Here is an 11,562-nt window from a genome sequence, read left to right on the forward strand (position 1 = left end):
TGCCTCGCTGACACCACAACGCGCCAACCGCAGAAACCGGCGCTCGGGTGAAGAGCCAGTCGCCGCCGCGAAGCGCCTCGGTCTCGCCTCGCACACCAAGATCTTTCGCCCGCCTCGGCACTCGGTTTCGGTTCTACTGCTCTCGCCTCAACTCGCCGGCCGCCAGAAGCTAACTTTCACTGACGTCCAACGTTTGACATGAGGGGTGAACGACCGGCGCAGCCGGTTGGGCATCCCCTCGATGGAATGGTTAGGCGGCTGCGCTCGCCACAGCACAGGTTGACGAGGGGCGGAACATCACGGCGAGAGCAATCGCAGCCGGGAGTGCCTGCAGCAATGCACCGATGTAGGCGATGCTTGTGAACGCGAGCACGAGGCCGGCGCCCACTGCCGATGCGCACATGTAGCCAGCAAGTGCTCGACCTGCCTCTGCCTTCCCTCGGCGAACCAGGATGAGCCCGACCACGCCTGCCACGGCGAGGAACAAGTTGTAGAAGCCCTGGTTCACGAAAACCGGCTTCAGAACCAGCGCCTGTTCATGCAGGGCAAGCGGCACTGCGATTTGGAACCGCGAGAGCGCAAACTCATAAACGCCAGGACGCATCCAGAGGAATGCCTCCCCCATGAAGGCCATCGTGTGAAAGGCGATGACGAACCAAACCAGTGCCTTGGCAAGCCGACTCATTGGATTTCCCGTTAGGTGTCGAAGGAGCTGTGATCGTAGGTGATGGATCAAGCCGTAGCAGCCCTGGTATTCGCTACCGATGTGTACCGAGACGCCTAACGTTTGACATGAGCGGTGGCCGGCCGGCGCAGCCGGTTGGACATCCGCTCGATGGAATGGTTAGACCTCATTTTTACTGGCAAGTACTGCCTCTTCCCATGCCAGCAAGTTTGGGTACTCGCCAAGCTGTGGCGATTTCTTATGAAGCGCGTAGCGACGCTGTACTTGTTGGACTACGGCAGTGGCGTGTCGGTCAACCTCGGACTTCATGAACGCGAACTGAGAGGAAGCCTTTTGTGCTGGGCACGAGCCAGACAACCCTCTTTCAATTGACTCCAGCGACATGAACGAGCCACAGAGCGTGTAGCTGCGCACTGTGTTTACCTCTTCCGGGGTCATTTCGCGCTCCCACGACGCAACCATGCCCAGCTCGATGGCAGCTGCGTAAGCTCGGTGAGCACTGACAAGCCGGTCCAGTTCAGGTGTGCGCATGAGGTCTAACGTTTGACATGAGGGGTGGCTTGGCGGCGCAGCCGGCAAGACATCCCCTCGATGGAATGGTTAGGTATCTTGCCAGCCTACTTCCTCAACACGGCAGCGCGCGCTTTTGTTTCCTCAACAATGCATAAGTTCGCGTACGCAGCTTTCCACGCTGGCATTCCACCTTCGTATGCGCCTTGAAGAGCGCACTTCGCATTTCGATAGGCCCTCCAGGTCCGACGCTCGGCGGCAAGAACGTCGCGTAGGTAAGCCGGATCATCCGAATCCTTCACACGCGCATCCTCCTCCTTGCGCTCAAGAGCGGTGAGGTCTCGTTCGGCGAGTCGTAAGCGCACAGACGCACACGCATTGACGCCGATTGCAGCTCCCGTCGCGTGCTCTCCCTCGTCACAGAGATCAGAGATTCTTTGCTCATACCGAGAGCCTAGACACTTCGTGTCGCCGCACCGATCTCGTTCGCGAATCCAAGCCTTCTGAGCGGCACGCAAAGCTGCGCTGTCTTCGCGCCTAAGCTCGAACTGATAGACCAGCGAGAGAACATCGTCGAGGCTTGATAGTTCATCGTTTGCACAGATCATTCGCTCTACCGGAGTAGACGCCATCTTGCAGTCGAACCCCGCGGCCTGAGCGGCGGCGTTCAGCGAGAGAAACAAGGCCAGTCGAGCGGCAAACATCATTAGATGCCTAACGTTTGACATGAGCGGTGGCCGACCGGCGCAGCCGGTTGGGCATCCCCTGGATGGAATGGTTAGAGCTCATGCGCGGACTCTGGGCGCCAAACAATGGATCGGCTCGGTGGTGTTTCTTCTTCATCCTCATACGCAGAGAAGTTGAACTCCGAATTGCCGTTCCATGACCCAACCTCGTGGACAAATGAGAAGCGGTTTAGCTCTGGAAGTGGGGACTGCATGGGATCTGAGAAGTCAATAAATACAAGTTCATACGGGCACGCCCAGTAGCAGCCTTCCACGGCCAAGATTCTTCCGTCTGGTGATGGGTGGACTGCTGCCCAGCAAAAGCCCATTCCCTTCAGCGCCTCAGGCGGAAAGGTGAACGAGTTGACCCTGCTGCTCAGATCAATGACGTTGTAGCCTTGGTAGTCCTCTCCGCACAGAAGATACTCATCTTGATCTTGCACTACCCATGAATACCAGAACGCCCCGTAGTTCCTCTTGATGTCGGCAATGACTTCTGATGATCCTGAAGTCTTTACTATCCCGCGGCTGTAGTTCCACGAGCCGTCATTGCCTTCGTATGCTGAGACCTCTAGAGTAAAGCGACCGGAGGGCGAGGTATGAATTGAAGCAGAACCTCCCACAGGAGAGAGCTGCATGAAGCGCTCTTCTGTGTGTTCTCGCCACTCTGCGTAGGTAGTGGGTTCGTTCTTCATGAGCTCTAACGTTTGACATGAGCGGCCCGCCGGAGGCGGGTCCGCTCGATGGAGTGGTTAGATCTCTGAGGCCGAAGGCACGCCCCGAACTGCCGAAGCCGCGGACCCACGTTGCCGCACTGACCCAACCCCGACTGCTGCCGCTCAGCCCTTGACACTTGCCCGCTCGCAGCGCCGCTGGCGGCAACACCATCAGAGCTGCGCAGACGCTGAGCGCCAGCAAAACACTCCGAGCCACGGGTCAGAAGGACAGCCATTTCAGTTGCTTCTCGAAGGCGCATGCGCACGGGCCGAACTGAGATCTAACGTTTGACATGAGCGGGGACGAGACGGCGCAGCCGACTCGGCATCCGCTCGATGGAATGGTTAGGCGGCATGGCGTTGATTCCTAGAACGCCTTGCGCACACCACAAGAGCCACGATTAGCGCAAAGACGCTGACGAGGGCAAGGCCAGCAGAGATTGCGGCAATGAACTCCAAGATCGTCCACGGGCAGTTGACCCCATAGTCTTCACACCGATACTCCTTTTCCCAGGTAGTGATGTCGTCCCCTTGGCCACCCTCGTCCTCGCCGTTCAGCCCAGTTGAGTAGAGCGCGTAGCTGGATGTGTCATCCAGTCGCCTGAAAACGTAGGGGTTCATCCATGGGTCGTTGGGCACAAGTTCGACTAGAGGCGGATCTGTCTTTGATGTATATCCCGTTAATGCTTATCGGCTGGGCAGCCACGGGATGCGAGATCAGCAGAGCTATGGCAGCAAGCACTACGCGCACAATTTCCTCCTTGGGCTAGCAGAGCCCGCGACGCCTAACGTTTGACATGAGCGGTGGCTTGACGGCGCAGCCGGCAAGACATCCGCTCGATGGCAGGGTTAGGCGTCATTTTTCTCACAGCCCTTCGTCCCAGAGCGACGCATCGTGTATGAAGAAGGAGACAAGTTCCCCTTCATTCAGAACGAGATCAGTGAGGTCGGCTGCATCCAAGGCGATGTGTACATCACCAGCCCTGACGAAGGCAAACGGGCTTTCGCTCTGCGAATGCGCCGACACCACTTGCCCTCGGACCTGAAAACACCCGAACTCCGGAAGGGGTGCGAACACGTGATCGCAAGGCTCCCCCGGCAGAATGAGCACAAGAGAGCTCACTCGTTCTTGATTGACTTCAACGTCACATACTTGCCCGACCAAGCCGAATGAGTTGCCGGAGTAAGGAACAAACCACGCTCCGCCTCGCAATGCACCAGCGGAGAACACGATGCGATAGGCAGGCGTAGGAATAAATCCAATGAGGCGGACTTCATCGCTGATCAGACTTTCAATGACTACGCGCATGGTCTGCCTGACGCCTAACGTTTGACATGAGGGGTGACAAGACGGCGCAGCCGGCTTGGCATCCCCTCGATGGAAGGGGTAGGCGGCATTTTTTCGCAACCCTGGAGTTCCCAGCCTATGCACCACGAACCCTGCGACAGCAGCGAGCAGCGCCGGCAACGCCAAGAGACCATCGGTGCTCCGGAATACTTGCCTGTACCCGCGGGGAAGAATGCGACGTAAAGAGCAAACCATGGAGCAAGGGCTGCTGTGCCGCAGGCCACTGACATCGACAGCCATGTTTCTCGCTTGAAGCGCCGCAGAAGCCAGAGTGTTGGGAGTACGAAGAAGAACAGGGTTGCGTAGGACGCTGGCAAGAGGGAAACCAATACGAAGATGGCTTCGCTACCAGCATAAAACGACACACCGCCGGCGAGCGTCAGCGAAACAACCAGCGGAGCAAGGCCTGCCGCGACCACCTGGCGGCGCTCCGTGGGGGACCCCTGTTGATCTGACACGTGACGCCTAACGTTTGACATGAGCGGGGACGAGACGGCGCAGCCGGATCGGCATCCGCTCGATGGAATGGTTAGGCGTCGACACGTCGGAGAAACTTTGGTCTCTTAATCGCAGCCTCTGCTGAGGCCCTCCGATTGAACGGCCAAACCTCGATGTCGCCAGCCTCTTGGTACTGCAACCAGCGCTGGTTCTTGCGGCGTTCCCACCAACCGAACGTCAGAACGTTCATTGGCCAATTGACAACGCCGGTTCGCTTGTACTCGGGCCAAAGATACTCCTGGTCCGAGTGGAGAAAGACAACCCACCTAGCGATCTCTCGCCGAGTTTGACGGTCAATGGCGTTTCTCCCCTCGGCCTTGTGCTGGTAGTTGTCGTCGTAGAGGCACCACGCCGCTTCTTTGACCGCAACGGCACCTCTATCACGCCAATCAACTTCTACAGCGTCAAGATCATCGTTGGTTATTCTTCGAGCGGCGTACCGCCGCAGCGCCAAGGCCAATGAATCACGAGAGGAACGATGGATCATTTGCGACGCCTAACGTTTGACATGAGCGGGAGCAACCGGCTTGCCGGTTGATCTCCGCTCGATGGAATGGTTAGACAGCGACCGGCTCGCTTGACCGCAACAATCGGCGCCGCGCAGACCGATTGAACGGCCTTTTCCTTTCGCTGCCTCGGCTGCCAAGTTTCCCCCAAGCGCGACTGCCGGCAAAGCGCGCGGTGAACCCGCTCAGTCGGTGCGCTGGCCGCCAACGGACGGACAGCCCACGAAGAACTCGGCACGCTACTTCTCGCATGGCACTGCCTTCAATCGGCCGATGTCTAACGTTTGACATGAGGGGTGGCTTGACGGCGTAGCCGGCAAGACATCCCCTCGATGGAAGGGTTAGACAGCGACCGGCTCAGAAGACCCACGAGCTCTCGCGAAGCACATTGCTTCTTTGACGCGACGTCTTCCTCTTCCTTCTTTCGCTGCCCTGGCTGCGCAGTTTCGCTGACGTGACGCTCGTTGCAAAGCACTTGGTGCCACAGCTCAGTCGGCGCGCTGGCCGCCAGCGGACGGACAGCCCGCGAAGAACTTGGCATGGCACCCAGAAGCCGGCAAGCACCTCGAACGTGCCGGGCATAGGCCGCAGGCCGATGCCTCACCGAACCCAACCTCTTCGGCTCAGCGGTCTGACGCTGGGCCAGCGATGGACGCAAGTTGCAACCACGCAGAACCGACCCACTGGCTCGATGAACTTCAATGCGCCGCCGAAGCCAAGAACCAATGGGCACAGCTCTCACTCGGCCGATGTCTAACGTTTGACATGAGGGGTGACCAGACGGCGTCGCCGGCTGGGCATCCCCTCGATGGAATGGTTAGGGCTCACGGCGATGAAAGGCCACATAGAGTTTCTTCAGTTCAGGCTGCATGCCGAGCCAGTACTGTTGGGCTTCTTCTGTGGGGACTTCCCAGAACAGGTTTTCAATAAACGACACGTCAACGCACTCCCTGACTTCCGCGGCCCCGACGGAAACCGCTCGGGCAAGAAACTGGAAGAGGGGTTGATACGCCTTGAACGGTACGCCGCGGCTCATGTCCCTGTTAACGGCCTTGGCCAAACTCTCAAACCATAGAGATGCGTACTCCGGGGCGACCTCGAACGTCAGCCGTCTGTGCTCGAAGTCGGCTTTCACAGCAGCTTCTGGGAAGCGCTCCCTGCATTCACGGTAGAGATCGACAACCGATTGCACCTGTGAGCCCTAACGTTTGACATGAGCGGTGACAAGACAGCGAAGCTGGCTTGGCATCCGCTCGATGAAATGGTTAGGTCTCACCATACGAATGGCACGATGTCGGCCAGCACGTGCGCGAACACCGGAGTGAAGAGCGAGCCTGTCTTGGCGTAGTAAATGCTCAGCACAAGACCAAACCCGACTACGGAAAGAGCCCCGACTGGACCCTGGTAAAGGTGGTACACAAGCCGGATAAGTAATGGCACCCCAATGGCGATAGAGAGACCGAAGCCTCGCAAACCTCTCATCAGGAAGCCCAGCAGAAACACCTCTTCATAGGTGCCGTTGACCATAGCGAGCCGGATGAGGACCGGCAAGGAAACAGAAGCTTCCTGCATCAACCGGTCGATCGGCTGCTCCTGTCCAGCGAACGGCGCGACAAAAACCCAGCTGGCCAACCAGCCGGTGAGAAGCAAAGGTATCGCGAGCGTGGCCGCCTTGAGTGAAGGCTGCGGGTAAAACGAAGATACCGAGTACTTGCGGGCGCGCAGCAGACCAAGAGCGACGCATGCGCAGATCACCTCCATGATCACCATGCCGATCAGCGAGCCGTCACTGAATGATCCAGCCTGCGCATTGACACCAATCGACTGCAGGGACGACCAGATCGCCCAGCCGAAGCAGATCGCAACGACGGCAATGGCCTCGCCCGGGCTTGTCGTGGTTCGAATTGCCGAATGCATCTGTGAGACCTAACGTTTGACATGAGGGGTGCCCGACCGGCGCAGCCGGTTGGGCATCCCCTCGATGGAATGGTTAGGCCTTACCTTGCCGACAGATGAACCGATTGACAGGAAAGAACCTCCGAATAGCAGACTTCGGTCCGTCATTTGCATGCCAGCACCTCAACATTTTTGACAGGTTGACGTGCCAGTCCAGCTGAGGTGGGGATGAGTTCGCTGATCGTCACGAGGCAGGAGCCGCCGGCCACGGAGTGGTTGATTTCGTATTCCTTCCCGGCGACCGGAGTGAACTGCAGGTTCTGATTGCAGGATTCGGAACGTAGTACTCCGCCGGAGCTGCTCGCCGATAGGTACGCCATCATCTGAAATGCAAACGGCTTACCTGCGGCCACAAGCCGTTCAACACGTTTCGGTTGAACCTCAGTGACACCGCCGAGCATTCCCAACTGACCTCTTTCAGATTCGGCAAAAGATCTTGAGACCCACCTGACCAATAGTGCCGATTGCGGCCCCCCGGGGGGGATGCAAGCGCCGGCTGTCCAGACACCCAAACCCACGAAGTACCAGTCATCAGACATTTGAATCCGCACCTTTGCGGTCTCGCCTGCTGTGGGCTGGACGTACATCGTGTGGCATGCCGAGAGTGAAAACAAGCACGCGATCGCCAAGCTTCTACGAAGCTTCAAGAAAATCCTCCAAGGCCTAACGTTTGACATGAGCGATGGCGCAAGGGCGCAGCCCTTGCGACATCCGCTCGATGGAATGGTTAGGCGTCCGGCTGCACGCAGGAGCCACGTTCGTGTTGCTGCTGAGAACGATCCCCATCATCTGGCGCCGCCTCGCTGTCGAATGACCGACTCCGCAACTTGTTTCGGCATAGCCACAACCTCTGCATCGCCTGTGATCGCTTGGACCTCCGCCGGCGACAACGCCTTGCCTTTGACCTCAGCAGCTCGGCCGAGAAGCGCCAACAGGGGTGGGATGTAGACGAGCACCAAGTTATCTGGGTTCGCCTTTGCGACTTGCACAGAGTAGGGGCCTATGTCACCCACCTTGAGTGGTTCAACTGCCATTGCTGGTCCCACACAAGAAGCGAGCCATACCAGAAGAGTGCCTGCGAGCTGTCTCATTGGACGCCTAACGTTTGACATGAGCGGGAGCAACCGGCTTGCCGGTTGATCTCCGCTCGATGGAAGGGTTAGGCCTCATGCCAAAGAACGCCGCGATTGCCCTCTGCCTTCGGATTGTGCCGGCCATCAACTGCGATCTTCTTGTGCATCCGCTCCCCCGCCCAGTAGCGGTCAGATGACAGCCCGCCGAACTTATTCCGATAGAACGCAACAGCCTCGACGCGCTTCCTTCTGATTCGTGCTCTAACCGTTCCCCTCGACCGCTCTTCCCATTCGGCCAGGCCATGCATTAAGAGTCGAAGTTCAGCCTTTGACAGCGCGTGCCAATAGGCGCGACACCGTTTAAGGGGGTTGTAGATCTGTATCGCACTTGGCGCACTTCGCCGGTAGGACTTGCGTCGATTCATTCGCATGCGCCAGCCTGTGAGGCCTAACGTTTGACTTGAGCGGCTTGCCGAAGGCAAGTCCGCTCGAAGGAATGGTTGGGCGTCGGCGGCCCCCAACGGCCACCGCTCTGGGCAGCAGCCACCGCGGCCCTTTGCCACCGCCCGCTCGCCTGACACCGATGCCTCGCGATTGACCTCAATCGCCTCTCCCCGCGATAGCGGCGGCCTCAACCTTCTGACTTCCTGCGCTGCCACCAGCGGCACGCTGTTGGATCAACACCGCGCGAACAACCACTTCGGACTCCGCTGACGCCCAACGTTTGACATGAGCAGGAGCAACCGGCTTGCCGGTTGATCTCCGCTCGATGGAAGGGTTAGGCGCCACGCAGAGCTGCTTTTACTTTGGCTACGAGGCTCGTTGGGCCTCCTAGCGAAATGCCCATGTAGGTTTCAAGAACCGCCTCTACGGAACCCTCTGAGAGCGCGATCGAGTAGACGAGAATTTCTTGAGAGCCTGCTACGGCGTATGACTTTTCCGTTATCTAACCTCCCTCGCCGAATACGAAAGCTTTGAGTCGGTCAGGTAGCTCGTTGGTTTGATCCGCGGCCACCACTGAGGTAACTTCCGACGCGGGCGTATCGGAAGCGGCCTTGTATTCGAATTGGCCGTCTTGGATCTTGAAGTCTTCTATGCGCCCGGTCGTTCCGTTGGAGTGTCTTACGACGAGACCTAACAGATTGATCTGTTCCAGAAGCTCCCAGCGCAGTTCACTGCCCCCGTCGTCTGCGCCGAGGGCGTCCTCCGCCAGCCGGAAGAGTGGTGCGACCTTCTTAAAGAGTGGGAGCGGCGAAAAGGCACCGTAAGTCCATGGCATGTCATAGCCCGCTTCCTCCAGCATGCCAATTGCATCTTCGCCGAGCAAAAGGGTTGACTTGCGTGACTTCATATTTCGGTGCCGACCGGGCTTGAATTTCGTGACGCCTAACGTTTGACATGAGGGGTGACCAGACGGCGCAGCCGGCTGGGCATCCCCTCGATGGAATGGTTGGGCGTCATCAGCTACTCAAGCAGACAACTTGCCCATGAAGGATGGGGGAGTGCATCAACGTCGGTAGTACCCGAGTAAGGGAGCTTCTTAGACGCGCTCAATTTGCCATCGGACAACTGACGACGCTCTATGTGAACAGGTAAGCCACGCCTCGGATCACCTACTTGTCGGAACACGACGTACTTCTCATCCTTGGTGAAGCACCAGGAATTAACTTCCTCTTGCACACCCTCGAACTTGTAAATCTGGCCAGATTCCTTCATCACCACGAGCGTAATTCCTGGAGTATGGGATGCGGGCGGCCGATAGAAGCCGACCACCCAGCCAACGTAGCGCCTCGATTCGGACACTTGAGGGTTCGCGTAGCTGGTTTGGCCGTTGAGCTTCGGGGCCTCCCTACTCTTTCCGTCTGTTCGGCTGATGTACAGATTCCCGTCCGTTCCTCCTGTGGTTAGGACGAACTCTTGCGCAAGAGAGACACCGCACGCTAAAGCGAGCGTGGACGCGGCCAGATGTTGCCTCATGACGCCCAACGTTTGACATGAGGGGTGACCAGACGGCGCAGCCGGCTGGGCATCCCCTCGATGGAATGGTTAGCTGTCACCCCTAGCACTCGTACGGTTCTATGTAGAGGTACTTTGGCGCTGCCGGCCTGCAACCGGCGAGACATGTCAAACGCGTGCCCGCATGTTGACCTGGGCACTGCGGATTTGTGTCCTTCGTAGGCGCATACACGGCGCCCGCGAGGATGGTTCTTCCACCCTTCCGGCACCGTATACCACCGTCATCCTGAATGGAGCATTCCTGCGAGAACCGAACCGACGTGACAGCCTTCGACACGCCCTCATCGTCAAACTTGGAAATGCCCAACATCAGCTGCGAGTGCTCGCACGCGTTGTCCGATATCTCAACCGAGTGCGTGGCCGATTGCCCCGAGTACGAAATCGAGCAGCCAGCGACTGCTGCATCGCTGACGGCGGTTCCGACGAGGAGAGGTAGGGCGGCAAGTGCGGTTCGCATGAATTGACAGCTAACGTTTGACATGAGCGGGGGCCGACCGGCGCAGCCGGTTGGTCATTCGCTCGATGGAATGGTTAGGCCGCATCATCCGCTCCTCTCGATAGTCTGACTTCGCTGCTGCGGATGTAGCGAACATCACTCTGGGACGCGAGGTCTCCAGCTTCAACCAGAGCTATGACACGCTGAACCAAATAGCCCAAGGGAACATCTTCGAGTTCGGGGGACTTCAACGCGTACCCCACGACACCAGCAACTTTTCTCCAAGTGGAAGCGCACTCGGATAAGAGAGCGCCATCGATGAGTGAAATTTCATCGACCGTGAGCTTGGCGACGACAGCAATCTCTTCGTCATCTAGCTTTGTGTCGGGTTCGCCACGAGGCTGAGGGGGCTGAATCTCAGGGTACTGAATGACGGCAGGAGCTCGTACGCCAGACAGGACCGCACCGATTGATCTCGATAGCGCGTGCATGAGCTCAAGTCGCTCTGCGGAATCTGAAATCTGGGCGATCGCTACTTCTGCCTCGGTGAGATTGGCCAAGGCGCGCTCACAGGCGGCGAATATGTCTTCAGCGGTCTTTCGATCCATGGATATGTTGCTTGTGCGGCCTAACGTTTGACATGAGCGGTTCGCCGAAGGCGAATCCGCTCGATGGAGGGGTTAGGCCTCTGTGGACGAAGCCACCGAGGAATGCTCGCAGACAAGCCGAACTGTGAGCCAGCACGGCTGACAAACCGACGGGCCCGATAACCCACGTTATGTGCGCTGGCCGCTAACGGACGGACAGCCCGCGCCAGCAGCTGCGACCTGCCCAGCGAAGCCACCGCCAGTGGATGCGCGCACGGCGCGCGTGACCGCCGGGTTTGGCCGGAACGCGCAGTCGTTTGATGAGGCACCGTTTGCATAACTCGCACTGCTTTCGAAGGCACGCTGCCTGACCCGATACTGAGGTCTAACGTTTGACATGAGCGGGGGCAAGACGGCGCAGCCGGCTTGGCATCCGCTCGATGGAAGGGTTAGGCCGCACTGCGGTACAGCGCCCAGACATGACAGTCCGCATGATGCTCATGTGG

11 protein-coding genes and 1 pseudogene are annotated in these 11,562 nt (G+C 58.4%); 1 reads left to right on the top strand and 11 read right to left on the bottom strand.

Annotated features, from left to right (window positions below):
• Positions 1 to 250: 250 nt before the first annotated feature.
• The 6 genes and pseudogenes from AC1KAT_RS12930 to AC1KAT_RS12955 all read right to left on the bottom strand — a co-directional run bounded on the left by AC1KAT_RS12930 (position 251) and on the right by AC1KAT_RS12955 (position 3,945).
• Entirely contained in the window at positions 251 to 685 is a 435-nt protein-coding gene (locus AC1KAT_RS12930) for a DUF1304 family protein (protein WP_480326488.1), read from the bottom strand.
• 159 nt (positions 686 to 844) lie between these two features.
• The gene (locus AC1KAT_RS12935; RefSeq protein ID WP_480326490.1) at positions 845 to 1,216 is read right to left on the bottom strand and encodes a hypothetical protein; all 372 of its coding nucleotides are present in this window, start codon (positions 1,214 to 1,216) and stop codon (positions 845 to 847) included.
• A gap of 86 nt (positions 1,217 to 1,302) precedes the next feature.
• The gene (locus tag AC1KAT_RS12940) at positions 1,303 to 1,923 is read right to left on the bottom strand and encodes a lysozyme inhibitor LprI family protein (RefSeq protein WP_480326492.1); all 621 of its coding nucleotides are present in this window, start codon (positions 1,921 to 1,923) and stop codon (positions 1,303 to 1,305) included.
• Positions 1,924 to 1,973: 50 nt separating this feature from the next.
• Positions 1,974 to 2,615 carry a hypothetical protein gene (locus tag AC1KAT_RS12945; RefSeq protein WP_480326494.1) on the bottom strand — a complete coding sequence of 214 codons (642 nt, stop codon included), beginning with the start codon at positions 2,613 to 2,615 and terminating at the stop codon, positions 1,974 to 1,976.
• A gap of 366 nt (positions 2,616 to 2,981) precedes the next feature.
• Positions 2,982 to 3,278: pseudogene (locus AC1KAT_RS12950) on the bottom strand (type II secretion system protein GspG); the annotation flags it as partial.
• Between the two features lie 223 nt (positions 3,279 to 3,501).
• On the bottom strand, positions 3,502 to 3,945 hold the full coding sequence (locus AC1KAT_RS12955) for a hypothetical protein (RefSeq protein WP_480326496.1): 444 nt from the start codon (positions 3,943 to 3,945) through the stop codon (positions 3,502 to 3,504).
• 784 nt (positions 3,946 to 4,729) lie between these two features.
• Here AC1KAT_RS12955 and AC1KAT_RS12960 point away from each other — a divergent pair.
• Positions 4,730 to 4,945: a hypothetical protein gene (locus AC1KAT_RS12960; RefSeq protein WP_480326498.1), complete on the top strand. Its 216-nt coding sequence runs from the start codon at positions 4,730 to 4,732 to the stop codon at positions 4,943 to 4,945.
• Between the two features lie 860 nt (positions 4,946 to 5,805).
• Here AC1KAT_RS12960 and AC1KAT_RS12965 read toward each other — a convergent pair.
• The 5 genes from AC1KAT_RS12965 to AC1KAT_RS12985 all read right to left on the bottom strand — a co-directional run bounded on the left by AC1KAT_RS12965 (position 5,806) and on the right by AC1KAT_RS12985 (position 11,077).
• Positions 5,806 to 6,180: a DUF7674 family protein gene (locus AC1KAT_RS12965; RefSeq protein WP_480326500.1), complete on the bottom strand. Its 375-nt coding sequence runs from the start codon at positions 6,178 to 6,180 to the stop codon at positions 5,806 to 5,808.
• A gap of 80 nt (positions 6,181 to 6,260) precedes the next feature.
• Positions 6,261 to 6,905, bottom strand: a complete 645-nt coding sequence (locus AC1KAT_RS12970; RefSeq protein ID WP_480326502.1) for a CPBP family intramembrane glutamic endopeptidase — start codon at positions 6,903 to 6,905, stop codon at positions 6,261 to 6,263.
• A gap of 143 nt (positions 6,906 to 7,048) precedes the next feature.
• Positions 7,049 to 7,483, bottom strand: a complete 435-nt coding sequence (locus tag AC1KAT_RS12975) for a hypothetical protein (protein ID WP_480326504.1) — start codon at positions 7,481 to 7,483, stop codon at positions 7,049 to 7,051.
• A 1,480-nt stretch (positions 7,484 to 8,963) separates the two neighbouring features.
• The gene (locus AC1KAT_RS12980; protein ID WP_480326506.1) at positions 8,964 to 9,368 is read right to left on the bottom strand and encodes a hypothetical protein; all 405 of its coding nucleotides are present in this window, start codon (positions 9,366 to 9,368) and stop codon (positions 8,964 to 8,966) included.
• Positions 9,369 to 10,564: 1,196 nt separating this feature from the next.
• Positions 10,565 to 11,077, bottom strand: a complete 513-nt coding sequence (locus AC1KAT_RS12985) for a hypothetical protein (protein ID WP_480326508.1) — start codon at positions 11,075 to 11,077, stop codon at positions 10,565 to 10,567.
• Positions 11,078 to 11,562 lie beyond the last annotated feature (485 nt).

It is taken from the genome of Piscinibacter sp. PDB5-1 (assembly GCF_056676035.1).

Bases quoted from the DNA above. Each gene is read 5' to 3' on its own strand.
- AC1KAT_RS12930 (WP_480326488.1), bottom strand. From the start codon at position 685: ATGAGTCGGCTTGCCAAGGCACTGGTTTGGTTCGTCATCGCCTTTCAC.
- AC1KAT_RS12935 (WP_480326490.1), bottom strand. From the start codon at position 1,216: ATGCGCACACCTGAACTGGACCGGCTTGTCAGTGCTCACCGAGCTTAC.
- AC1KAT_RS12940 (WP_480326492.1), bottom strand. From the start codon at position 1,923: ATGTCAAACGTTAGGCATCTAATGATGTTTGCCGCTCGACTGGCCTTG.
- AC1KAT_RS12945 (WP_480326494.1), bottom strand. From the start codon at position 2,615: ATGAAGAACGAACCCACTACCTACGCAGAGTGGCGAGAACACACAGAA.
- AC1KAT_RS12955 (WP_480326496.1), bottom strand. From the start codon at position 3,945: ATGCGCGTAGTCATTGAAAGTCTGATCAGCGATGAAGTCCGCCTCATT.
- AC1KAT_RS12970 (WP_480326502.1), bottom strand. From the start codon at position 6,905: ATGCATTCGGCAATTCGAACCACGACAAGCCCGGGCGAGGCCATTGCC.
- AC1KAT_RS12975 (WP_480326504.1), bottom strand. From the start codon at position 7,483: ATGTCTGATGACTGGTACTTCGTGGGTTTGGGTGTCTGGACAGCCGGC.
- AC1KAT_RS12980 (WP_480326506.1), bottom strand. From the start codon at position 9,368: ATGAAGTCACGCAAGTCAACCCTTTTGCTCGGCGAAGATGCAATTGGC.
- AC1KAT_RS12985 (WP_480326508.1), bottom strand. From the start codon at position 11,077: ATGGATCGAAAGACCGCTGAAGACATATTCGCCGCCTGTGAGCGCGCC.